This is a genomic window from Streptomyces sp. NPDC090083, assembly GCF_044747445.1.
Lineage (GTDB): Bacteria > Actinomycetota > Actinomycetes > Streptomycetales > Streptomycetaceae > Streptomyces.
In genome coordinates this window covers 137,060-158,654 of record NZ_JBIVED010000005.1, presented here as the reverse complement: position 1 = coordinate 158,654, position 21,595 = coordinate 137,060, and the positions used below count along the sequence as shown (strand labels likewise).

At 71.4% G+C, this 21,595-nt stretch carries 16 protein-coding genes, 3 pseudogenes and 3 riboswitches; of the genes and pseudogenes, 10 read left to right on the top strand and 9 right to left on the bottom strand.

The window, feature by feature from the left end; all coding sequences use genetic code 11:
* The first annotated feature begins 103 nt into the window (after positions 1 to 103).
* Both ACIPTO_RS20165 and ACIPTO_RS20160 read left to right on the top strand, forming a co-directional pair.
* The gene (locus tag ACIPTO_RS20165; RefSeq protein ID WP_401194005.1) at positions 104 to 1,339 is read left to right on the top strand and encodes a molybdopterin-dependent oxidoreductase; all 1,236 of its coding nucleotides are present in this window, start codon (positions 104 to 106) and stop codon (positions 1,337 to 1,339) included.
* Complete coding sequence (locus tag ACIPTO_RS20160; protein WP_401194002.1) at positions 1,306 to 1,806, top strand: hypothetical protein; 501 nt, start codon at positions 1,306 to 1,308, stop codon at positions 1,804 to 1,806. The genes ACIPTO_RS20165 and ACIPTO_RS20160 overlap by 34 nt, the downstream gene beginning before the upstream one ends.
* 131 nt (positions 1,807 to 1,937) lie before the next feature.
* On the opposite strand, the pseudogene ACIPTO_RS20155 reads toward ACIPTO_RS20160, so the two are convergent.
* The 3 genes and pseudogenes from ACIPTO_RS20155 to ACIPTO_RS20145 form a co-directional block, all read right to left on the bottom strand.
* Positions 1,938 to 2,480, bottom strand: a pseudogene (locus tag ACIPTO_RS20155) (class I SAM-dependent methyltransferase); the annotation flags it as partial.
* Between the two features lie 56 nt (positions 2,481 to 2,536).
* Positions 2,537 to 3,154 (bottom strand): DUF2064 domain-containing protein, encoded by a 618-nt coding sequence (locus ACIPTO_RS20150; RefSeq protein ID WP_401193999.1) that lies wholly within the window; start codon positions 3,152 to 3,154, stop codon positions 2,537 to 2,539.
* The gene (locus ACIPTO_RS20145; protein WP_401194723.1) at positions 3,151 to 3,882 is read right to left on the bottom strand and encodes a glycosyltransferase family 2 protein; all 732 of its coding nucleotides are present in this window, start codon (positions 3,880 to 3,882) and stop codon (positions 3,151 to 3,153) included. The genes ACIPTO_RS20150 and ACIPTO_RS20145 overlap by 4 nt, the downstream gene beginning before the upstream one ends.
* 131 nt (positions 3,883 to 4,013) lie before the next feature.
* Here ACIPTO_RS20145 and ACIPTO_RS20140 point away from each other — a divergent pair.
* Both ACIPTO_RS20140 and ACIPTO_RS20135 read left to right on the top strand, forming a co-directional pair.
* Positions 4,014 to 4,574: pseudogene (locus tag ACIPTO_RS20140) on the top strand (response regulator transcription factor); the annotation flags it as partial.
* A pseudogene (locus ACIPTO_RS20135) lies at positions 4,559 to 4,972 on the top strand (sensor histidine kinase); the annotation flags it as partial. The pseudogenes ACIPTO_RS20140 and ACIPTO_RS20135, both read left to right, overlap by 16 nt.
* Before the next feature lie 142 nt (positions 4,973 to 5,114).
* Here the strand turns inward: ACIPTO_RS20135 and ACIPTO_RS20130 are convergent.
* The 4 genes from ACIPTO_RS20130 to ACIPTO_RS20115 form a co-directional block, all read right to left on the bottom strand.
* Positions 5,115 to 6,113: an NAD-dependent epimerase/dehydratase family protein gene (locus ACIPTO_RS20130; protein WP_401193997.1), complete on the bottom strand. Its 999-nt coding sequence runs from the start codon at positions 6,111 to 6,113 to the stop codon at positions 5,115 to 5,117.
* Positions 6,114 to 6,318: 205 nt separating this feature from the next.
* Positions 6,319 to 8,892, bottom strand: a complete 2,574-nt coding sequence (locus ACIPTO_RS20125) for a M48 family metalloprotease (RefSeq protein ID WP_401193994.1) — start codon at positions 8,890 to 8,892, stop codon at positions 6,319 to 6,321.
* A gap of 65 nt (positions 8,893 to 8,957) precedes the next feature.
* A complete protein-coding gene (locus ACIPTO_RS20120; protein WP_401193992.1) occupies positions 8,958 to 9,509 on the bottom strand; it encodes a hypothetical protein in 552 nt (183 codons plus the stop codon).
* A gap of 32 nt (positions 9,510 to 9,541) precedes the next feature.
* On the bottom strand, positions 9,542 to 9,874 hold the full coding sequence (locus tag ACIPTO_RS20115) for a hypothetical protein (RefSeq protein ID WP_401193989.1): 333 nt from the start codon (positions 9,872 to 9,874) through the stop codon (positions 9,542 to 9,544).
* 657 nt (positions 9,875 to 10,531) lie between these two features.
* Positions 10,532 to 10,667, top strand: a riboswitch (cobalamin riboswitch).
* A 133-nt stretch (positions 10,668 to 10,800) separates the two neighbouring features.
* Between ACIPTO_RS20115 and ACIPTO_RS20110 the strand changes: the two genes are divergently transcribed.
* Entirely contained in the window at positions 10,801 to 11,289 is a 489-nt protein-coding gene (locus tag ACIPTO_RS20110) for a DUF4430 domain-containing protein (protein WP_401193987.1), read from the top strand.
* Positions 11,290 to 11,307: 18 nt separating this feature from the next.
* Here the strand turns inward: ACIPTO_RS20110 and ACIPTO_RS20105 are convergent, their stop codons facing one another.
* Both ACIPTO_RS20105 and ACIPTO_RS20100 read right to left on the bottom strand, forming a co-directional pair.
* Positions 11,308 to 12,219 carry a cobalamin-binding protein gene (locus ACIPTO_RS20105; protein ID WP_401193985.1) on the bottom strand — a complete coding sequence of 304 codons (912 nt, stop codon included), beginning with the start codon at positions 12,217 to 12,219 and terminating at the stop codon, positions 11,308 to 11,310.
* A gap of 42 nt (positions 12,220 to 12,261) precedes the next feature.
* Positions 12,262 to 13,671, bottom strand: coding sequence for a hypothetical protein (locus tag ACIPTO_RS20100; RefSeq protein ID WP_401193982.1), 1,410 nt, complete (start codon positions 13,669 to 13,671; stop codon positions 12,262 to 12,264).
* A 103-nt stretch (positions 13,672 to 13,774) separates the two neighbouring features.
* A riboswitch (cobalamin riboswitch) is annotated at positions 13,775 to 13,901 on the bottom strand.
* A gap of 70 nt (positions 13,902 to 13,971) precedes the next feature.
* Positions 13,972 to 14,103, top strand: a riboswitch (cobalamin riboswitch).
* Between the two features lie 118 nt (positions 14,104 to 14,221).
* Here ACIPTO_RS20100 and ACIPTO_RS20095 point away from each other — a divergent pair.
* The 5 genes from ACIPTO_RS20095 to ACIPTO_RS20075 are packed head-to-tail and all read left to right on the top strand — an operon-like array spanning position 14,222 to position 21,499.
* Positions 14,222 to 16,978: a prenyltransferase/squalene oxidase repeat-containing protein gene (locus tag ACIPTO_RS20095; protein WP_401193979.1), complete on the top strand. Its 2,757-nt coding sequence runs from the start codon at positions 14,222 to 14,224 to the stop codon at positions 16,976 to 16,978.
* Entirely contained in the window at positions 16,975 to 17,889 is a 915-nt protein-coding gene (locus tag ACIPTO_RS20090; protein WP_401193976.1) for a hypothetical protein, read from the top strand. The genes ACIPTO_RS20095 and ACIPTO_RS20090 overlap by 4 nt, the downstream gene beginning before the upstream one ends.
* Positions 17,890 to 17,895: 6 nt before the next feature.
* Positions 17,896 to 19,059 carry an energy-coupling factor transporter transmembrane component T gene (locus tag ACIPTO_RS20085; RefSeq protein ID WP_401193974.1) on the top strand — a complete coding sequence of 388 codons (1,164 nt, stop codon included), beginning with the start codon at positions 17,896 to 17,898 and terminating at the stop codon, positions 19,057 to 19,059.
* Complete coding sequence (locus tag ACIPTO_RS20080) at positions 19,056 to 20,693, top strand: ABC transporter ATP-binding protein (RefSeq protein WP_401193972.1); 1,638 nt, start codon at positions 19,056 to 19,058, stop codon at positions 20,691 to 20,693. Before ACIPTO_RS20085 ends, ACIPTO_RS20080 begins: the two co-directional genes overlap by 4 nt.
* Positions 20,690 to 21,499 (top strand): ECF transporter S component, encoded by an 810-nt coding sequence (locus ACIPTO_RS20075; RefSeq protein WP_401193970.1) that lies wholly within the window; start codon positions 20,690 to 20,692, stop codon positions 21,497 to 21,499. Before ACIPTO_RS20080 ends, ACIPTO_RS20075 begins: the two co-directional genes overlap by 4 nt.
* Positions 21,500 to 21,595: the final 96 nt, after the last annotated feature.

Sequence of the window (21,595 nt, the reverse complement as noted above, 5' to 3'; positions counted from 1 at the left end):
TAGGCCGCGATGTGCCCGCTGGAGCCGCCGCCGGAGTGGACGTCAGTGTTTCGTCATGGTTTGCGAACCCGTTTGGAGGGGGTCCCCGGCCTACGGTCGGGTCATGCCACGCTCCCCCTCCTCACCCGCGTTCTGGCGCAGCCCGTTGCGCGGCCCCTGGTTCACGTCCGTGCTGGGCGTCGTGCTGCTCGTCGGGATCACCGTGCTGTTCGTGACGGGTCTGCTGTCGTACGCGGCCTACAACCCGGACCTGTCGCCGGTGAACGACAAGACCCCGGACAAGGGCCTGCTCGGCTTCTATCTCTTCTCCTGGCCGACCGATCCGTCCTGGCTGTACCGCCTCACGCAGGGCACGCACGTCACCCTCGGCATCACGCTGATCCCCGTACTGCTGGCGAAGCTGTGGTCGGTCGTGCCGAAGCTGTTCGCCCTGCCGCCGGCCCGCTCCGTCGCCCACGCGCTGGAACGTCTCTCGCTGCTGCTCCTGGTGGGCGGCGGCCTGTTCGAGTTCACCACCGGCGTCCTCAACGTCCAGCTGGACTACATCTTCCCCGGCTCCTTCTACCCCCTGCACTTCTACGGCGCCTGGGTCTTCTTCGCCGCCTTCCTGGCGCACGCCGTACTGAAGACTCCTGTGGCCCTGCACAATCTGCGTCACCTTCGGGACGAACACGCCGCCGAGGACGGGGAGTTGGTGTCCCCGGATCCCGCCGAGCCCACCGTCTCGCGGCGTGGCGCCCTCGGCGTGGTGGGCGGTGGATCGCTGCTTCTGCTCGGCACGACGGCGGGCCGCAGCTTCGACGGACCGCTGCGGGAGACCGCGGTCCTCGCACCGCACGGCGGCCCCGAACCGGGTGGCGGTCCGGGCGGGTTCCAGATCAACAAGACGGCCGCCTACGCGGGCATCAGCCTGATGGAGACCGGAGAGGAGGCGTGGCGGCTGGTCGTGACCGGGCGCGACGGCCGCAGCGTACGGCTCGCCCGCCCCCAGCTCCTCCGACTCGCCCTCCACAGCTCGGCGTTGCCCATCGCCTGCGTGGAGGGCTGGTCGACCTCGGACCAGTGGTGGCGGGGTGTACGACTGCGGGATCTGGCCGCGCTGGTCGGACACGACGACCCCGTCGACGTACTCGTGGAGTCGCTCCAGCGCCACGGTGCGTTCCGGCGTGCGGCCCTGCGCGCCAACCAGGTCGGCGACCCGCGGTCCCTGCTCGCCCTGTTCGTCAACGGCGAGGACCTGACCCCCGACCACGGTTACCCGGCCCGCGTCATCGTCCCCGCGGCGCCCGGCGTGCTCAACACCAAATGGGTGGCCCGTATGACGTTCGGAGACCTGTGATGCGCATTCCGTTCACGCGCCCGGCACTCGGCAGTCCGCTCCAACTCCTGCTGCTCGCCTGCTCGTTCGCGCTCGCCGGGTACGCGGGGGTTCGACTGCTCGCGGACGACTGGTTCGGGGTGGCGCTGTGGTTCGTGGGCGCGGCGCTGGTGCACGACCTGGTGCTGGTGCCGTTGTACGCGGGGGCCGACCGGGCCCTGGCAGGAGCGCTGGGCGCGGTCGGCCGCAGGAGGTGGACGATCTACGTCCGTGTCCCGGCGATGCTCTCCGGCCTCCTGCTGTTGGTGTGGTTCCCGCTGATCAGCGGGCAGGTCGCGAACCACTACAGGTCCGCCACCGGCCTCTCCGGTGACGGGTTCCTGTCCCGCTGGCTGCTGGTCACGGCGGTGCTCTTCGGGGGCTCGGCCGCGCTGCTCGTCCTGCGGTTGCGCAGGGCGAGGAAGGAGCGACCGCCCGCCGCCCACTGACCTTCCGGGCGCCACCCCGCCCGGCGGGCGTGGCGCAGCAGGGCAGGGGTGCCCAGACGGGCCCACGGGAAGTCCGTGCCGGAGGCGCCGCGCCCGTCGGCGACGTGCACCTGTACGCGTTCGTCGACATCGACCGGTGCCGTCTCGGCGATCAACAGTCCGCCGGAGACGAGGAGTTGGGACATCCGTCGCAACAGGGCGCCCGGGTTGCCGCCGATGCCGACGTTGCCGTCGATGAGGAGGGCTGTGTCCCAGCGGCCCTCGCCGGGGAGGGGATCGAAGACGGACCGGCGCAGTGCCTGTCCGCCGAGGCGGACGGTGTGCGCGACGGCGGCCTCGCTGACGTCGACACCCAACGCGCGCCACCCTTGCTGGGCGAGCGCCGTCACGAGCCGCCCGGGACCGCAGCCGACATCGAGCACGGCACCTTCGCACCGCCCCAGCACCTCCCGGTCGGCGGCATCGGCCTCGGCGCACCAGCGCTCGACCTCCAGGGGCAGCAGCCAGCCGTCGCTTCGGCGGAGGTAGAGAGGGCCGCGACCGGTGCGCAGAGCGTCCGTGTACGGGTCGGCGGACCAGGAGCGGGCCGTGACATCGGGCGACGCGGAGGGAAGCCGCCCGACGACGTGCGCGGACACAGCGCTGCGATCCGCCTTCGGTGAGGGGTGGTTCATAAGGGCGAGCGCAGGACTTCCCTCCGCCGCAGGCTGACGCGTCTCGTGTCCGGCGCTCACCGGGCAACTGCCGTTCGCAGCCTCGCCAGTTCCCTGGCGAACCGCCCCTCCGGTGCTGCGGCGGCGACCAGTCCGGCGTCGTACGCCGTGTCCACGTCGCGCAGGCTCGGGAGGTCGCGGACGCGGAGCCCCGCGGCGGTCAGCCGGGCGCGCTGTACGGCGCCGGTGGTGGGCGTCGACATCGGTACGCCACGCAGGAGTTCCGGGTCGGGTTCGGCGAGGCCCAGCGCCCAGAAGCCGCCGTCCTCGGCCGGCCCGAAGCAGGCGTCGCAGTCCGCGAAGTCGACGGTGAGCAGGTCGGGCGTCACCTGCGGGGTGTCCATGCCGATGAGCAGGGCGGGCCCGTCGCAGGCGGCGAACGCGGCGGCGAGCCGCTCGTCGAGCCCGCCGCCGCACTGCGGTACGACGTCGAAGCCCGGCGGCAGCCAGGGGCCGGGCTCTCCGGCGAGCACCAGGACCCGGCGCCGCGCGGGTGTCGCCAGCACCGCGTGCAGGGTGTCGACGAGCGACGCCTCGGCGAGCGCGGCGGCCTCCCCGGGTGTGAACGACGGGGTCAGCCGGGTCTTCACCCGGCCCGGCAGCGGTTCCTTGGCGATGACGAGCAGGGTGGTCACAGGGAGTTCGCTCCTTGAGGTGCGGAGAACGAGCCGGTGCCCGACAGGCTCGTGGCTGCCGGGGGTTCGGCCAGGACGCGACGCATGTCCCGCACGGCCTGCCAGGTTCCGCGCCAGGTCCCGGTGACCTTGGAGGCGCCGGTGCGCGGCCGATACGGCACGTCGTGCTCGGTGACGCGCAGTCCGGCGTCGGCGGCACGGACCACCATCTGGAGCGGGTAGCCACTGCGGCGGTCCGTCAGGCCGAGGGCGAGCAGATCCGCGCGGCGGCCGGCACGGAGCGGGCCGAGGTCGTGCAGGCGAAGTCCGGTACGGCGGCGCAGCATTCCGGCGAGGGCGAGGTTGCCGGCCCGGGCGTGCGCGGGCCAGGCCCCTCGTCCCTGCGGGCGGCGTCGCCCGAGCACGAGGTCGGCCTCGCCGTCCCGCACTTCGCGAACGAAGGGCGCCAGCAGGGACGGGTCGAGCGAGGCGTCGCAGTCGCAGAAGCACACGATGTCCGAGGTGGCGGCCGTCAGCCCGGCGTGGCAGGCGGCACCGAAGCCGCGTCGCTCTTCACGCACGACGGTGGCACCGAGGCCACGGGCGAGTTCCGCCGAACCGTCCGTGGATCCGTTGTCCACGACGAGCGCGCGCCAGCCGGCCGGGATGCGGGCGAGGACCCAGGGCAGGGCCTCGGCCTCGTTCAGACAGGGGAGGACCACGTCGACAGGCGCCGGGTCCGGTTCCATTGCAGGGGAGGTCGTCACGGCTTTCACCCTACGGGCGAGAATCCGGCATATCGGGCTTCCGGTCCTTACGAAACGCGGACGTCGAGGCAGGAAAACGGGTGGCGGGCGCGGCTGGTGGAACGCTGGACGACATGCAGCAGCCGAACGAATCCCCAACCGCCGTACCCGTCCTGAGCAGGCCCCGGGACACGATGCGCATCCTCGTCGTGGACGACGATCCGACCGTCGCCGAGGTCGTCTCCGGGTATCTCGACCGTGCCGGGTAGGCGGTGGACCGCGCAGAGGACGGGCCGGAGGCGCTCGCCCGGGCCGCCACGCACTGGCCCGACCTGGTGGTGGTCGACCTGATGCTGCCCGGTATCGACGGACCTGAAGTATGCCGCCGGAAGCGCGGGCCCGGTCCTGTGCCGGTCATCTTGCTGACTGCGCGCGGCGACGAGGACGACCGGATCCTGGGTCTGGAGGCCGGGGCCGACGACTACGTCACCAAGCCGTTCAGCCCCCGGTAACTGGTCCTGCGCGTCGAGTCGGTGCTACGGCGCACCAGGCCCGCGACCGCCGCACGCACCCTGCGTTCGGCCGACCTCACCGTCGACCCGGCCGGCCGCCGCGCCACCAAGAAGGGTTCTGAACTAGCCCTGACTGTAAGGGAGTTCGACCTTCTCGCGTTCTTTCTGCGGCATCCGACCCGCTGGCGCGGGAACACGGTGTACGGCTGGTCGGCCACTGGATCGAACCGGTGCCGGTCGAGGCCGACGGCAAGGAGATGAGCCGGGTGCTGGGGAACCTGCTGGTCAACGCCATCCGCAGGACACCGGCCGACGGCACCGTCGCCGTAGCCGCCGAACGGTGTGCCGAGGGTGTCGTCCTGTCTGCGACGGACGGCCGCGGCGGTATCCCGGAAGACGATCTGCCGCGCGTCTTCGACACCGGCTGGCGCGGCACGCACGCGCGGACCCCGCCGGCCGGGGCCGGGCTGGGGCTCGCGATCGTGCGCGGCATCGTCGAGGCCCACCAGGGCCGGGCCGCCGTACGGAATGTGTCGGGCGGCTGCCGCTTCGAGGTGACGCTTCCCATGGCCGAGGCGTGACACCGGCGGCCTCCTTGAGCGGCTGGTGCCCGCCGACCCACCGCTGACCTGTCCCTGGCCGAATTCTGCTCGCCGACCGGCTGCCGACCGGCGTCCGGCCCACCACTGATCCCCGGCCGGCTGGTGAGTGATCCCCGGCCGGCTACTCCTGCCCGCGCAGCTTCGACGTCGCGAACTCGCGCATCCCCTCCGCGAATTCGACCTCGGCCTTCCAGCCCAGCTCGGCCCGGAGCCGTGACGAGTCCGCCGTGATGTGGCGGACATCCCCCAACCGGTACTGCCCGGTCACCACAGGAGCAGGTCCGCCGTACGCGGCGGCCAGCGCCCGCGCCATCTCCCCGACCGTGTGGGGGTCGCCGCTGCCGGTGTTGTAGGCGGTCAGCGTCCCCTCCTCGGGCTCGGACTCCAGAGCCGCCACGTTGGCCGCCGCCACATCCCTGACGTGCACGAAGTCCCGCCGCTGGCCGCCGTCTTCGAAGACGCGGGGCGACTCACCACGCGCAAGCGCGGACCGGAAGAAGGAGGCGACCCCGGCGTACGGGGTGTCGCGCGGCATCCTCGGGCCGTACACGTTGTGGTAGCGCAGCGACACGGCCGAACCATCCGTGGACCGCGCCCATGCCGCCGCCAGATGCTCCTGGGTCAGCTTGGTCGTCGCGTACACGTTCCTGGGGTCGACCGGTGCGTCCTCGTCGACCAGCCCCGGCGTCAACTCCTCACCGCAGCGCGGACACCGGGGTTCGAACTGCCCCGCGTCCAGATCGGCCACGGACCGGGGCCCCGGCCGCACCGGTCCGTGCCACTCGCAGGCATAGGAGCCCTCGCCGTAGACGACCATCGACCCGGCGAGCACCAGCCGGCGCACCCCTGTGTCACCCATGGCGGCCAGCAGCACCGCCGTACCGAGATCGTTGTGCGAGACGTAGTCGGGCGCGTCGCCGAATCCCGTGCCCAGTCCCACCATCGCCGCCTGGTGGCATACGGCGTCCACGCCCAGCAACGCGGACGCGACCGCCTTGCCGTCGCGCACGTCCGGACCGTCACGCAGGTCGAACACGACCGCCTCGTGCCCGCGCGCGGTCAGCGCCTCGACGACATGGGACCCGATGAACCCGGCACCGCCGGTGACCAGTACTCGCATTCCCCCGACGCTAGGGTCGCGCGCCCGCCGATCGACAGCGCCACGCCCGTCACGTCACTGGTCCGTAAGACTTCATCAGCACCTCGGCAGTGCCGTCCGAGACACCATGGTTTTTCGGCCGGGCACGGGTGTGGGCCGGTTCCGCTCCCATGGGCTCCGGCCTGGCGGGAAGGGAGCATCCGCATCCGCCGCCGCTTCTGTCATGTCAGAACGACCGCAGTGGGGACCCCTCTGCCACGCACTGTGCGCGGATGCGTTCGCCGGCGTCGACGAAGGCGTGGAGGTCCTGTCTCTGCGCGGCGCGGACGAAGTCCTGGAGCGCTGTGGCGAGAGCGGTGTTGTGGCCGTCCTCGGCCAGCCCCACGGCCTCGAAGAGCCCTGCGCTCTTGTCCGCTCCGGTCATGTGGTCCGCGTTGCTCATGACCTCGTCGAGCTTCTGACAGGCACGCGCGGCGGCCCCGCGGGAGGCCACTTCGGGCCGGCCGGCACTCGTCTGGATCGTGAGCCCGGTGAGTACCACCGACAGGGCCAATACGCCGGCTGCGGAGAGGACGGCTCGCTGTCCGCGGGAGACGGGCGCGAGACCGGTGGGGACACGAGCGCGTGCATCTCGCCGACGTGTCCACGAGGAGCGGACCGAGGCGGCCGTTCCGGCTCCGACCACCGCCACCACGGCGCCCACTACGACCGTGCGTAGGAGGCTGTCGCGCGCGGCGGACGGAGCGAGGTTGAACCCACAGGGTCCGGAAGCCAGCGCGAGTGGGTCCCAGCATCCGCCCGCGACGGCCGACCCGAGGAACACCACCGTCGTGAGGCACCCCGTCATGAACGCCGCCATCAGCCCGAAGAGCACCGCGGGACGGCCATGTGCGTGGTACAGCCGTGCGGTGACGAAAGCGGCGACCACCCCTTGCAGCAGTACGGCCACGATGACCAGCCAGTGCTCGAACACTCCGGCGTAGCCAGGGCTGCCGCGGAGCTCTGCGGCTACGCCGAAGTGGGCCGCCAGGCGGGCGCCGAACATCACGAGCGTGAAAACGGCCGTTCCTCCGAGGACGGACATCATGACCCGACGGGCCCAGCCGGACGACGGTGCGCTCGCACCCCGGCGCCACAGCACCGCGAGAGGAAGAGCCCAGAGAGTGGCTGCCGCCACCACGGCGGGTGTCCAGCGGTAGAAGAGCAGGGCCATGGGATGGTTCAGCGCCGCCCACGCCCAGAGCGGCCCGGCGGGAGCGAACCCCATGGCTGCGCGGTGGTCGGCCACCAGCCCTTCGTTGACCACGTGGAGACCGTCCGCCATGTCGTAGAGCAGCAGCCACCAGGCGAGCAGGACCGCAAGCGGCACCACCGCGGCCACCCAGGCAAGCGGCCAGGCTCGGCTGAGGGGACGGCCCAAGGGATCGAGCCAGACTGTGGCACCCTGCGCCATCCAGCGGAAGAAGAGCACCAACAGCACGCCGAGAACGAGAGACCACACTCCGGCCGCCCACGACGGAAACAGGGATCCGCCACCGCCGATGCCGTTGTCCGCCGCGATGTAACGGCCCACCACGAGACCGACCGTCAGACCGAAGGCGGGGAGCACCGTCGGGGGGCGGATCCCGTCCGCCGCCTCCGGGTCTTGTCCCCTCGCCCACGCCGTGGCCCGCCACATTCCGGCCCCGGTCACTGCCACCACCAAGGGGGCGAGTACCAGGGCGATGGCCCAGGGAATTGTCCGAGCGTCGGGACCGATGAAAGCGGTCAACAGCAGGGTGCTCAGACTTGACACGGCGACCGTGGCGGACAGCCCGACAGCCAGGCACTCGGTGAAGCCGAGACGGAACAGTCCCGCCGGGCACCGGACCTGGGCGGCACGCTGCGGGCCGGAGGGATGCAGCGCCAACGGCCCCCGGAGCCAGAACCAGCGGCCTTGTCCCGGTGTCGGTGGGGTGGTCAACAGCCGCAGCAGCCCCGCCCGAGCACCGCTCCAGGAGGCGGCACGGACATCGGCTGCGGTCTCCCGGACACGCAGCACGGCAGCTGCCGTCAGACAGACCAGGCCGACGAGGACCACCGCGCGCCAGCCCACGTCCAGTGCGTTCCCGGAGTCGGTCCCGGCCAGGGCGACGGCGAGTGGAATGAGCCCGAGCGGGACGAACGACAAGGTCAGCGCCACGGTGAGGTAGGTGATGTCGATGTCCCGGTTACGAATGTGCGCCAGTTCGTGCAGTACTACGGTGCGCAGGTGTTCCGGGTCCTCGGCGCCCTTGTCGATGAGTCCGTAGTTGAGCCTCACCCGGTAGTCGCCGAGTCTGCCGAAGGCGAGGGCGCCGGCCTGCTTGCAGTTCGGGGCCACGTAGAAGCGCGGCTTCACGCGCAGGCCCGCCTGTGCGACCAGTGACTCAAGGACCTTCGACAGCGCGGCTTCCCCGGGATCGATGTCGGGTCGCAGGGGTGCGAGTCGCTGCCACGCCGTCCGCAGCCACGGGAGGGACACGTGGAGGGCGGCAGTCGTGAGTGCCAGCAGCGCCAGGCCTGAGAGAACCCACAGCGTCTCCTCGTGCCTACCGGGTGCGGTGCACGCGAGGAATTCCTTTGTGTAGCTGCCTGGCGTGGCTCCCGGTGCGACGTGAGCCTTCACCACGCAGGCCGTGTAGATGTCCGCGGCCCGGGGATGGACTGCGTAGTAGAGCAGGTTCCAGATGAACGCGGAGGTCCCGAAAAGAGCGGTGACGAGCAGGACGAAGCGGAACTTCACGCCGTCGGGAAGACCGAACGGGTCGGGGTGGCCCACGGTGGCGTGGTCGCAGTGGGCCTCTGGCTGCCGCGTACCCGTGGCCGGTGGGAACGTCCACACTGTCAGCGCCTCAGTTCCTCGATCAGGGCGTCGGCGAGCCGTAGGGCACTGTCCTCATCCAGACCTTGGGCCATGGCAAGTTCGCGGGCACGGGCGTGCATCGTGCTCAACTGTTCGGCGGTGAGGGGTTCTTCGTCCTCGGAGACAGCGCCGGGTGCGTTCGGCGTCGCCTCGTCGGCAGCCGGGCGTCGCAGTGTCCGCCGGAGCAGCCGTGCGACGCTTTCCCGGCTGCGGTCGATGGCTGATGAGGCCACTGACTCGATCAGGGAAGTGAGTACGCCCTGTACGACGGCGAGGGCGAACGGCGTCAGCGCTACGACTGTTTCGGCGGTGCCCCACGCGAGCAACTCCTCCTTCGGCCTTGCCCGCAAGCTTTTTCGTGCCGCGCTCAGTTCCGCCTCGGGGTCCTTGAAGAAGGCGTCGCTGCGGCGCCTGAACAGCGTCATCTCCCGCGGTGTTACCCGGCTGATTATGCCCTGCGCGATATCCCTGACGAGTTCCCCGTCCACTGCAGCACCGGATTCCGGGGCCCGCCCGCCCTTACGCCTGCTCATCAATATTTCCCCCGTATCAGCACTGATGGGCGTCACGTACCGCTCGTCTGGCGGACATAACTGACCCCGTCCAGCATCAGATTCTCGAATGTGTACCCGTAACCTGCTTCGAATGCCTGGATGGACCAGCGGCGATAGTGAATCGGCCCGCCTGGCACGTAAAGCGTCAAGGAGGTGTCCTCGGCGACGGCGGTTCCTTCGAATGTCCCACCGTTGTTGAACAGCAGAGCAACGCTGCCGTCGGCACCGAACCTGATCTTGTCGAAGCGAACGGCCGTGCCGTCGCCGTCCCATTCGCCCACGAGCTCCGCAGGAACGGATCCCGTCGGGACCGTGGCCGCCGGAGGATCGGGCTCGGCATCCACGGGAACCGATGCGGAGGCGGAAGACCCGGAAGGAGCAGAGGCAGAGGAGACCGATGAGGACCAACTGGGAGAGGGAGGTGGGGACGATGACGAGGACAGTGAGGGTGAGTCAGACCTGCCGCATCCCGCCAGGAGAACGACCGAGAACATGGCGCCCCCGGCGCACCACATCGCCACCTGACGCATGAATTCACCCCTTGTTCCGGCGGGTCCACTTGGCTTGAAGCTTGCTGGATCTGTCAACTCTCAGGAACCGTAACGGCGTCGGCCCTTCCTTTGTGGCCTCCGATGCAAGTGGTCGAATTTGGCGTACAGCTGCCAAAACGCTTCACCGAATCATTCACAAACGGCCTTTTCGTGAACCGGAATCTATAGAAGTCAACCCAAGAGCTCGTAGCGGGATCTTGTTGGGGCGTGCTGGCGGCGCGGGGCCGAGGTGATGATCGCCCGAAAGGGCGCGTGGTTGTACCAGTCACCGACGAACTCGCCACCGGCACTCATGTCGTGATCCTCGGCGAGGGCGAGCAAACACGCGTGCGTTCGGGATTGCCCCAGCCCTGCTCCCGTTGACGTTCCGGCCGACTGTCCGTCCAGGACACCGACGTCCGAACCGGTCCTGGTGCCGGTCCGTCAACTGGCCCTAGGATGCGGTGGTTTCAGCACGTGCAAGGCAACACCCGCACCATCCGTGTGCGACCGGGGGAAGCCGGTGTGAATCCGGCGCTGACCTGCAACCGTGTGCGGCCCGTCCGGGCCGTGAGTCGGGGAACCCGGCGTGCACTGTGTACCGCTTCCCACTGTCATGGTCCGCAGCGCGAAGCCGAGAGCCCTGGTCCGCCGACACCGGCCGGTCTTCACCGGCCTGTTCCGTGCGCGGCCCGCTCGGTGCCGGGTCGCGGGCCGCCCACGCCAGGAAGGCACCGACCTTGCGCCGTACATCCGCACGCCGCGTCCTGATCGCCACCACGACCCTCGGCCTCGCCCTCGTCTCCGCCCCGGCCGTCGCCCAGCCGGAGGCGGTCGGCGGCGCCAACGCCCCGGTCCGGGTGAGCGTGACCGTGCAGGGGCCGGACGGGCTCCTCTACAAGGGGAGGATCAGAACCAAGGGGCACGACGTGACGACCGCGACCGGCGGCACTCACCACTGCGACGGGACGAACGGCGGCGCGAACCCCAGCGCCGTCCCGACCCCGACGGCCGCGCTCGACGACGCCGCCCGCAAGCATCACTTCACGTGGGACGGCACCTGGTACGCCTCGTTCGACGACTACTCGGTCGACACCATCAAGAACGTCAGCGGCGGCGCCAGTGCCTACTGGAACATCTCCGTCAACGGCACGCCCACACCGGTCGGCGGCTGCCAGTTCAAGCTGAACGCCGGCGACAAGGTGGCCTTCACCTGGACCGCCTTCTGAGCAGAGGGGTTGCGAGGGTCACAGGGCGCGGGCCTCGGAGGCCGTGACCGGCTTTCCGGTCCGCACCCCGTGCAGGACGTGGGCCAGCACCTCCGCGCCGCGCACCACGCGCGGCCCCGGGCGGTTGAAATAGGACGGTCCGTCCAGCACCCAGACCCGGCTGTCGCGCACGGCGGGCAGTTCCGCCCAGCCCGGCAGCGCGGTCAGCAACTCCGCCTCTCGCAGGGTCCGTTCGGGCGGGAAGCCGCACGGCAGGACGAGCACCACGTCCGGTCGTGCGGCCCGCACCGCCTCCCACGTCATGGACTTGGTGTGTTCGCCCGGCGCGGCGAGCAGCGCCTCGCCCCCGGCCGCCGCGATCTGCTCGGGCACCCAGTGTCCGGCGGGCCACAGCGGGTCGAGCCACTCGATCGCCACGACCCGGGGACGGGACCGTCCGGCGACCGAGGCGCGGACGTGGTCCAGCCGCGTCCGCAGCTCGGCCCGCCGCTGCTCCGCGTGCGCCCGCACGCCGAGCAGCTCACCGACCGTGACCAGACAGTCCAGCACGTCGTCCAGGGTGCGTGGCTCCAGGCTCAGTACGCGGGTGTCCGCGTCCAGCAGCCGCACCGTTCGGCTGACCTTCTCGTACGACACCGCGCAGACATCGCACAGGTCCTGCGTGAGCACCACGTCGGGGCGCAGGGTCGCCAGTGCCTCGGTGTCCAGCGTGTAGAGCGAGGAGCCGGAGTGCGCCGAACCGCCCACCGCGTCGGAGATCTCCCGGCTGGTGAGCCGGTCCTGATCGAGGTCCGCGCCGGTCACCACGGGGACACCGGCCACCTCGCGCGGCGGCCAGTCGCACTCGTGGGTGCGGCCGACCAGCCGCGCGGACAGCCCCAGTTCGGCGACGATGTCGGTCGCGGCAGGCAGCAGGGAGACGATACGCATGCCGCGACCCTACGACTCCGACGTCCGCGGAGGACGTCGGCGTCAGGCGCCCCAGCGGACGGCGATCGTGTCGCCCACGTTGATCACCTGCTGCCGGGTAGCGCCGGCGAAGGCGCCGCCGTCGACGCTGACCTTCCAGGTGCTGGTGCCGCTGTTGGCCTTGCCGTTGAGGGCGGTGATCGTGCCCGTGCCGGACGACGGGGCCACGCCGGTCACACAGCCCGCGGGAGTGGCGGCGCCGGTGGCCGCGTCGAGGACCGCGCCGAGCGTGGTCGTGGTCCCGGTCGGGGTGAGGGTCACCGAGCACACCTGGAGATTGCCCGCGCCGTCGTCCACGGTGAGCGCCAGCTTCGTCGCCGTGCCCGAGGTGAGGGTGGTCTGGCCGACCCACTGGGGTGCGCCGGATGTCACCGGTGTGGGCGGGGTGGCGGTGAAGCCGCCGCCGGCCACCGCGCGCAGCCCGTCGATCGACGCGTAGGCCGACGGACTCGTGTCGCTGGGCAGGTACTTGAACCCGCCGCCCGGGTTGAACTGCTGGGCGATCAGGAAGTCGACCGGTGTCTTGCCCTGGGCGGTCAGGAAGTCGCCGGTCTGCGGATTGATGCCGCAGGCGTTGAGGCCGGAGACGGCCCAGCCGTTGGAGTCGGTGTTGACGCCGAACAGGGCGTTGAACGCACCGCTCGCGGCCACCAGTTTGCTCTTGAGGAACGCTTTGGCCTGCACGATGTCGGTGTCCGTGCTGGGTACGCCGGACACGCACAGGGCCGCCATCGCGGCCCCGGTCATGTCGATGTCGCTCGCCGCCGCGAGCTGGGTCGCGTTGCCCTCGGCCTTGCTGTAGTTCCAGCCGCCGTCGTTGTGCTGGTTGGCCCGGAGGCGGGTGACGATCGCGTCGCGCAGCGCCTGCGGGACGCGGATCTGTCCTGCCGTGGTCTTCGCTCCGTTGAGCGCCAGGGCGGCGAAGACGGTGCCGTTGAAATTCGCGGACGGGCCGAAGTAACCGGTCTCCGCGGTCTGCCAGTAGCTGTAGATGTCGGCGACGAGGTTGCGGGAGGCGGACACGCGGGCGGGATCGATGCCCGCCGCGTAGGCGTTCAGCGTGGCCCGCTCGTAGTCGGTGACCACCGGGGAGGTCGAGGGCCAGGCGCTCGTCGACAAGAGGGTGCGGTAGACGGTTCTGGCGTTCTTGGTGGTGTCGCCGCCCGGCGTGACGTCCACGGCGGCGGTTCCGGCGGCGGCGAACGCGCTGAACGCCCACTCGTTGGACAGACCCGAGCCGGCGTACGAACCGTCCGCCGCCTGAAGGGACTTGAGGTAGGCGACACCGTTCGTCTTCGAGGTGGCGATCTGGGCCGGGGTGGCGGTCGCCGCCGCCGGCAAGGTGGTGAGTGCGAACGCGCCGAGTGCCGCCGTCGCGGTGAGGGCGCAACGGCGGGCAACGGTACGGGACATGGCCTGCTCCTGGGATGAGGGACACCGACCGGACCCGTGCCGGAGACCCTGACGGCCTGCGCGGCGGCGAGCGTGACCGGTGTCCGAAACGCGTGGACCGGCTACCAAAAATGCTTCACCGCTTGGGCATTCGGGCTCGGGACGACCCCCTGCCGTCCCACACCGCTGCGCGTCAGCCCCGGACTCCCACCGGGTTCCCCCACTCGGCAGTGCGGGACGGTACTCGACCGGCCCGGCCCTCGCCAGGGGTGCTCCGGACAACCCGCGAGGCGGCCTGTGACCCACCTTGACGCTCCCTGTGAACCATGTTCAAATCCGCCTGATACGCAAGAAGTTCCAGGGGAAGCCGGTCGAAACCCGGCGCTGACCCGCAACCGTAGGCCCGGCACCGCCGGGCGAGCCGGAATGCCTGGGGCGTGTTCATCAGCAACAGACGCCGTCGCGGACTACGGCGTGGTGCGACCGCCTTCCAGGCACGGGGACCTTCCCCCGCCGTGGGGGCCCTCACCCACGTTCCCGCCCGCGCCGGGCAGGCTACGAGGGGGCCACCATGGGGACCGAAGCGCGCAGAGACAGCCGTACGGGCACAAGACCCGGACCGGTGGCGGCACTTGCGTCGGCACTCCTCGTACTGCTCGCCGCCTGCGTGACGTTCCTCACGACGACGTCCGCCGCCGCCGACCCGATCGGCGACTGCACCGCCACGAAGGGCGCCGTCGTCGCCGTCGACTTCGCTCCCTTCGGCGGCACGCTCCAGCGCGGCTGCGACACGACCCCGACCACCGGCTACGACCTCCTGCACGACGGCGGCTTCACCACCACCGGCACCCAGCACGACGGCCCCGCCTTCATCTGCCGCATCGGCTACGGCAGTTCGGGCACCCAGTACCCGACGCCCGACAAGGAGTCCTGCGTCCTGACCCCGCCGGCCACCGCCTACTGGTCGTACTGGACCGCCGCGCCCGGCCAGGACGACTGGTCCTACAGCCAGTACGGGGCGATGGACCGCAAGCTCAAGGACGGTGACGTCGACGCCTGGGTCTACGGCGGCACCGACGTCGGCGGCAGCACGGGCAGGCCCGCCTTCACCCCGGACGACGTACGTGCCGGCGCCACCGGCACCCCCGACCCGAGCGGCTCGCCCACCGGCGCCCCCGGAAGCGTGGACGTGACCGCCGCCGCGAAGTGGCTGACGTCCCAACTCGCCGACGGCGAAAGGATCGTGGACGACGGCGCCGACACGCCCAACTACCTCCTGACGACCGAGACCGCCTACGCGCTGGCCGCGGCGGACGCCAAGAGCGCGGCCCTCGGCAGGATCAGCTCCTTCCTGGCCGCGCACACCGACGCCTACGCCTACCCGGCCGGCGCCGACCAGGCCCCCGACGCAACCGCCGCCGCCCGTCTGGCACTTCTCGCCGAGATCACCCAGAACGATCCCGCCCACGTCGGCGGTCACGACCTGATCGGCGACCTGAAGGGCAACGTCTGCACCGCGGGCCCGGAATCCGGCGAGGCCACTCCCGGCTGCACCGCGAAGGGCGACTTCCGCAACGCGACCTACACGGACGGCCAAGCGCTGTCCGTGCTGGCCCTGTTGCGGGCCGGGACCACGCCCCCGGCGGACACGCTCGCCCGCCTGACGCAGCTCCAGTGCGCGGACGGCGGCATCACCGACATCCTGATCCGCCCCGGCGAGTTCTGCGACGGCGACCCGGCCACCACCGGGCTGGTGGCTCTCGTCTTGCGGAAGGCCGGTGGCCACGACGACGCCGTGGCGAAGGCACGCGCCTACCTCGGCACGGCGCAGCGCGCGGACGGCGCCTTCCCCGGCTACACCGGCTCCACGACCGGCAGCGTCGCCGCGACCGCGTACGCCGCAGAGGCCCTGCGCGCACTGGGCGACACCGACCGCGCCGACGCGGCCGTGGGCTGGCTGTCGCGGCAGCAACTCGACGGCGGCGGCTTCGGGTTCGAGGAGGGCGCCGCCGACCCGGCCCTGTATCCGACGCCTCCGGCCGTGCTGGCCGGAGCACTCACCGACCTGACCGTCCTGACGACGAAGCCGACCGAGCCGACCCAACCGCCGACCAGCGCACCACCCACCAGCCAACCGCCCACGACGGGCCCGGGTGACGGCCCCGACCTCAAGAAGGGCGTGGCCTATCTGACCAGCGCCGCCAACCTCCAGCAGGGCCGGTACTACACCTCCGGGCCCGGCACATCCCGCGCCGACTTCGGCCTGACCATCGACGGCGCCTACGCACTCGCCGCCACCGGCCTGAACAACGCCAAGCTGCGCGGCATCGTCGACTTCCTCGACCACGGCGGCAAGGACGACGAAGGCCGCACGGTCAACGACTGGACCGGCCTCGGCACCGCGTACGCGGCCGGCGGATCCATCGGCAAGACCGCCCTGCTCGCCGAGGCGGTGGGCCGCGACCCGCGCGACTTCGCCGGCAAGGACCTCATCGCCGCCCTGGAAAAGACGGTCTGCGCGAAGCCGAGCACCGCACCCGACCGCTCCTGCGCGGCCGAGGGCGCCTACACCTACGCACCGTCCGTCTTCGCCCAAGCCCTCGCCGTCATGGCCCAGTTGAGGGCCGACGACAAGGCGGCGGCCGAGCAGCCGATCGCCTACCTGGAAAGCCTCCAGCACAGCAGCGGAGCCTGGCCCAGCCTGATTCCGTCCACGAACGACTCCGACGTCGACTCCACCGCCATCGCCGCCATGGCCCTTGACCTGGCGGGCGGCGACAAGGCGGAGCGGGCCGTCGGCAAGGCCCTCGCCTGGATCGCCTCCAAGCAGCTGGCCGACGGCGGCTTCCCGGGCGCGGCGGGCGACTCCGTCAACTCGGCCGCCCTCGCCGTGCAGGGGCTGTCCCTCGACGCGTCCAAGTACCCCGAACAGATCGCGCACGCACGCAAGTTCCTCGCCGGACAGCAGAACTCCGACGGCGGCTTCAACGTGGCCAAGGAGGGCCAGCGCGGCTCCGACCTGCGAGCCTCCACCCAGGCCGTGGGCGGCACGACCGGCATCTCCTTCGGTGAGCTGACGCGCGACCTCAGCGGTACGTCACCGCAGCCCACCCCGAGCCCGAGCGCGAGCACGCCCGACATCGTGACGCCCGGAGACACCGGCGGCGCGAGTGGTACCGGCGGCACGGGGGAAGCCAGCGGGGGAGGTCTCGCCGCCACCGGCGTGCAGGTGGGCGCCCTCGCCGGGATCGCCGCACTGCTGGTCCTCGTCGGCTGGCGCACCGTTGCGGTCGCCCGCCGCCGGACCGGTGCCGGAGGTTCCCGGTGATCCCAACACGTCTCGTGCGGGCGGTTGTTCGCGGTGTCGCGGCGCTCGGTCTGACGGCCGCCGCCTTCGCCGCGACCACCGCTCCGGCAGCAGCAGACCCCCAGCCGATGGGCCGCTGCACCACCACCTCCGGTGCGGTCCTCGCCGTCGACTTCAGCCACTGGGGCGGCCCGATCCTCCGCTCCTGCGGTACGACGCCCACGACCGGATACACGCTGCTCAACCAGGGCGGCTGGAGTACGACCGGCACCGGCCACGACGGGCCCGCCTTCATCTGCCGTATCGGCTACAGCGGTTACAAGGGCGGCAAGCAGTACCCGACGCCGACGCAGGACGACTGCGTGCTCACCCCGCCCGCGTCCGCGTACTGGTCGTACTGGCACGCCGACCCGGGTGCGACAACCTGGCAGTACAGCCAACTAGGCGCCATGCTCTACAAACCCGAACCCGGCAGCGTCGACCTGTGGATCTTCGGCGGCACGAACATCAAGGGCACCGAGGGACGCCCCACGGTCACCCCCGACCAGCTCCGCGCCCACAACACCAAGCCGCAGGGCGACGCCGGCAAGCCCGCCTCCACCGCCAAGGCACCCACCCTCACCCCCGGCGTCGACACCGGCCCCGCGCCCGAGCGGCCGAAGAAGCACCCGACGACCTCGGCCCCCGCCAGGCCCGAACCGAAGCCCACGCCGACCAGGACCGAGTCACCGACTCCATCGGCCGGCCCCACGGACACCCCGGAGGCCACCGCCGCACCGAGCCCCAGCACCCACGTCGTGGATGCCGCGCCCGCCGCCGACACCCGGCACGACGCCGGCTCGATCGTCCCCGTGGCCACCGGCCTCGGACTCGTCGCCCTCATCGCGGGGGCTGCGGTGTTCGCCGCGCGCCGCCGACGCCGTAACGAGTGAACGGCCATGGCCCGTACGACAGTTGACGCGGCAACAGCCCCGCCCGGGTCCGGCAGCGCGCCGGACGCGGGCGGCCGCCGGCTGCCCCGCACCCTGCACCCCATGGCCTGGTGGATCTGGGCCCTCGCCCTGGCGACCGCCGTCAGCCGCACCGACAACCCGCTCCTGCTCCTCCTCGTCCTCGCCGTTCTCGGCTACGTCGTCACGGCCCGCCGCACGGAGGCACCCTGGGCGCGCGGCTTCAAGTACTACCTCTACCTGGCCCTCACGGTCGTCGCCCTCCGCGTCGTCTTCCGGGCCGTGTTCGCCACCGGCATCACGCCCCGAGACCACTTCCTCTTCTCCCTGCCGCACATCCCCACCCCCGACTGGTACGCGGGCATCCAGATCGGCGGCCCGGTCTCCCTGGAGGCCGTGCTCTCCGCCGCCACCGACGGGCTGCGCCTGGCGTGCATGCTGTGCTGCGTCGGCGCCGCCAACACCCTCGCGAACCCGAAGCGGGCGCTGCGCGTGCTGCCCGGCGCCCTGTACGAACTGGGCGTCGCCGTCACCGTCGCCATCAGCGTGGCACCGCAACTCGTCCAGAGCGTGCAACGGGTCTCCCGCGCAAGGAAGTTGAGAGCAGGACCGACGAAGGGGCGCAGGGCGTTCCGCAGCATCGTCGTCCCCGTTCTGGAGGACGCCCTCGAACGCTCCCTGCGCCTGGCCGCCGCCATGGACTCCCGCGGGTACGGCCGTGCGGGCACCGCGACCACCCGTTCCCGCCGCGTCACGGGCGTGCTGATGCTGCTCGGCATGTGCGGCCTGTGCGCCGGGGCGTACGGCCTGCTCGACGCGACCGCCCCGGCTCTCCTCGGCCTGCCCGCGATGCTCGCCGGAGCCCTCCTCTGCGTGGCGGGCCTGCGCCTCGGCGGACGCCGGGTCACCCGCACCACCTACCGCCCCGACCCCTGGCGCCTGCCCGAATGGGCCGTCGCGGGCGTGGGCGTCCTGTCCGCCGTACTCCTGTACAGCAACCTCGGCTACGACGCGGCCGAGCTGAACCCCTCCTTCTATCCGCTCAGTTGGCCGACCCTGCCGCTGACACCCACCCTCGCGATCCTGCTCGCCGGCACGGCCGGAGTCCTCGCACCCCCGCCCAGCCCCGACCGGAGAGGCCAGGCCACGTGATCACCTTCGACCAGGTCACCGTCCGCTACGACGACGCACCCGAACCCGCCCTGCGGGACGTCGACCTGACGGTGGAGGAAGGCGAACTGTGCCTTGTCGTCGGCCACACGGGGGTGGGCAAGTCCACGCTCCTCGGAGCGGTCAACGGACTCGTACCGCACTTCACGGGAGGCACCCTCTACGGCCGGGTCGTCGTCGACGGCCGCGACACCGCCCACCATCCGCCACGCGAACTCGCCGACGTCGTGGGAGTGGTGGGCCAGGACCCCGTGGACGGTTTCGTCACCGACACCGTCGAGGAGGAACTCGCCTACGCCATGGAACAGTTGGCCATCCCGCCGGCCACCATGCGCAAACGCGTGGAGGAGACCCTCGACCTCCTCGGCCTCGCCGACCTGCGCCACCGGGCCCTGCACGAACTCTCCGGCGGCCAGCAGCAACGCGTGGCCATCGGCTCCGTCCTCACCGCCCACCCCCGCGTCCTCGTCCTGGACGAACCGACCTCCGCCCTCGACCCCACGGCCGCCGAAGAGATCCTCGCCGCCGTCACCCGCCTCGTCCACGACCTCGGCGTCACCGTCCTCATGGCCGAACACCGCCTGGAACGGGTCGTGCAGTACGCCGACCGCGTCGTCCACCTCTCTGGCGACGGCCGCGCGGTGATCGGCGCACCCGCCGACATCCTGCGCACGGCCACCATCGCGCCGCCGATCGTGGAACTCGGCCGGGTCGCGGGCTGGTCCCCGCTGCCGTTGTCCGTCCGCGACGCCCGCCGCGCCGCCGCACCCCTGCGCACCCGCCTGGCCGGACGCCCGCCCGGCCCCGTGCGCCCCGCCCAACCCACTGACACACACGCCCTGTTGACCGCTCGCGGTGTCACGGTGACCTACCGCGGTGTACCGGCCGTCCGTGAAGTCGACCTGGACGTGCACGCCGGAGAAGTCACCGCGCTCATGGGCCGCAACGGCTCCGGCAAGTCCTCCCTGCTGTGGGCCCTTCAGGGCTCCGGCCCTCGTCGCGCCGGAACGGTCAAGGTCGCCGACGCACCGGGAGATCCACACACGTTGTCCGCCGCCGAGGCGCGCAGGGCCGTAGGATTGGTTCCGCAGACACCCGCCGATCTGCTCTACCTCGAAAGCGTCAAACAGGAACTCGGCCAGGCCGACGCCGAGTCGGCCGCATCGGCGGCGGTGGGGGAGTCGGCCCGTGCCATCCTCGACCGGCTCGCGCCCGGCATCCCCGACGACACCCACCCGCGCGACCTCTCCGAAGGGCAGAAACTCGCCCTGGTCCTGGCCATTCAACTCGCAGCCGCACCCAGGGTGTTGCTGCTCGACGAGCCGACCCGCGGCCTCGACTACCGGGCCAAGGCGGCACTCGTCCGGATCGTCGACGCGCTCGCCGCCGAGGGGCGGGCCGTCGTCATCGCCACCCACGACGTGGAGTTCGTCGCCCGAGCCGCCGACCGGGTCGTCGTCATGGCCGAAGGGGACATCGTGGCCGACGGCCCGACCACCGAAGTCATCGTCGCCTCACCGGTGTTCGCTCCGCAGACAGCCAAGATCCTCGCCCCATCTGCATTCCTGACGGTTGATCAGGTGCGACCGTTCCTGGAGGGGGACTCCCGCCGATGACTGCCCCGGCCATCCGGCTCACCCCGCGCGTCGGCATCGTGATGACACTCGCCGCGTTCCTCGGACTGGTCGCGTTCTTCTGGCCGTTCGTCGTCGCACCGGGCACCTTCGGCTCGAACTACGCGCCCCCGCTCGTTTTCGGCGTCCTCCTGGTGCTCGTCCTGTGCGTGGTCCTCTCCGAGATCGCCGAGGGCGGCATCGACTCCAAGGCGCTCGCCATGCTCGGTGTCCTGTCCGCCGTCAACGCGGCCCTGCGTCCGCTGGGCGCCGGGACGGCCGGCATCGAGACGGTCTTCTTCGTGCTTGTCCTCGCCGGACGGGTCTACGGCCCCGGCTTCGGCTTCGTCCTGGGCTGCACCTCGCTGTTCGCGTCCGCGCTGATCACCGGCGGGGTGGGGCCGTGGATGCCGTACCAGATGTTCGGCTGCGCCTTCGTCGGCATGCTGGCCGGCTTCCTGCCCCGTGCGAGCGGCCGGCGCGAGGTGATGATGCTGGCGGTCTACGGATCGCTCTCCGGTTACCTCTTCGGCTTCCTGCTCAACCTCTCCTTCTGGCCGTTCTCCCTCGACCCCAACAGCTCGATCGCCTACCTGCCCGGCCTGCCGTTCACCGAGCAGTGGCACCGCTACGTCGCCTTCGACCTCGCCACGTCCCTCGGCTGGGACACCGGACGCGCCGTCACGAACTTCGTGTGCGTGCTGCTGGCAGGCCCCGCCGTGCTGACCACCTTCCGGCGAGCCGCCCGGCGGGCCCGATTCCGAGCGCCGGTGCGCTTCTCCGCGCCCCCGGCTTCCGATGCCCCATGACGGGCAAGCCGCTGAGAGTCGGGAGGAGTGCGTGACCCGGCATCGGAGCGGGGAGAAAATCCCGGCCGCCGAGCCTCCGCGCGACTACTGTCCTGC

What these genes read in the sequence shown, in the direction of transcription:
- ACIPTO_RS20105 (WP_401193985.1), bottom strand. Translation starts at nt 12,219, where the DNA reads ATGCGTATCGTCTCCCTGCTGCCTGCCGCGACCGACATCGTCGCCGAA.
- ACIPTO_RS20145 (WP_401194723.1), bottom strand. Translation starts at nt 3,882, where the DNA reads ATGGAACCGGACCCGGCGCCTGTCGACGTGGTCCTCCCCTGTCTGAAC.
- ACIPTO_RS20160 (WP_401194002.1), top strand. Translation starts at nt 1,306, where the DNA reads ATGGGTGGCCCGTATGACGTTCGGAGACCTGTGATGCGCATTCCGTTC.
- ACIPTO_RS20095 (WP_401193979.1), top strand. Translation starts at nt 14,222, where the DNA reads ATGGGGACCGAAGCGCGCAGAGACAGCCGTACGGGCACAAGACCCGGA.
- ACIPTO_RS20130 (WP_401193997.1), bottom strand. Translation starts at nt 6,113, where the DNA reads ATGCGAGTACTGGTCACCGGCGGTGCCGGGTTCATCGGGTCCCATGTC.
- ACIPTO_RS20075 (WP_401193970.1), top strand. Translation starts at nt 20,690, where the DNA reads ATGACTGCCCCGGCCATCCGGCTCACCCCGCGCGTCGGCATCGTGATG.
- ACIPTO_RS20085 (WP_401193974.1), top strand. Translation starts at nt 17,896, where the DNA reads ATGGCCCGTACGACAGTTGACGCGGCAACAGCCCCGCCCGGGTCCGGC.
- ACIPTO_RS20165 (WP_401194005.1), top strand. Translation starts at nt 104, where the DNA reads ATGCCACGCTCCCCCTCCTCACCCGCGTTCTGGCGCAGCCCGTTGCGC.
- ACIPTO_RS20120 (WP_401193992.1), bottom strand. Translation starts at nt 9,509, where the DNA reads ATGAGCAGGCGTAAGGGCGGGCGGGCCCCGGAATCCGGTGCTGCAGTG.
- ACIPTO_RS20100 (WP_401193982.1), bottom strand. Translation starts at nt 13,671, where the DNA reads ATGTCCCGTACCGTTGCCCGCCGTTGCGCCCTCACCGCGACGGCGGCA.